Here is a 253-nt window from a genome sequence, read left to right as displayed (position 1 = left end):
GGCCATACCTTTACGAGCCATCGGGTAGCCGTCGAGGGTGGTCATGACGGTGGAGGCTTCACCCGGAATGTTCAGCAGGATCGAGCTGATCCGGCCGCCGTATTCGCAGCCCAGATAGACCGCCGCGAGCAGGATCAGCGCCGACTCCGGCGGCAGGCCGAGTGCGAACGCGATCGGAATCAGCAACGCCACGCCGTTGATCGGACCGAGGCCCGGCAGCAGGCCGACGACGGTGCCGATCAGGGTGCCGCAC

The 253-nt window shown here is 66.8% G+C and carries 1 protein-coding gene; it reads right to left on the bottom strand.

All coding sequences use genetic code 11. The features are described from left to right. Positions 1-253, bottom strand: a 253-nt coding sequence (locus AAEY83_RS17055; RefSeq protein ID WP_502945213.1) for a tripartite tricarboxylate transporter permease, incomplete at both ends; no start/stop codon positions are given.

This window comes from Psychrobacter sp. TB20-MNA-CIBAN-0197 (assembly GCF_040309765.1).
In the GTDB taxonomy this organism is placed as follows: Bacteria; Pseudomonadota; Gammaproteobacteria; order Pseudomonadales; family Moraxellaceae; genus Psychrobacter; species Psychrobacter submarinus.
The sequence above is the reverse complement of the archived record's forward strand: the minus strand, read 5'-3'. Positions and strand labels throughout refer to the sequence as shown.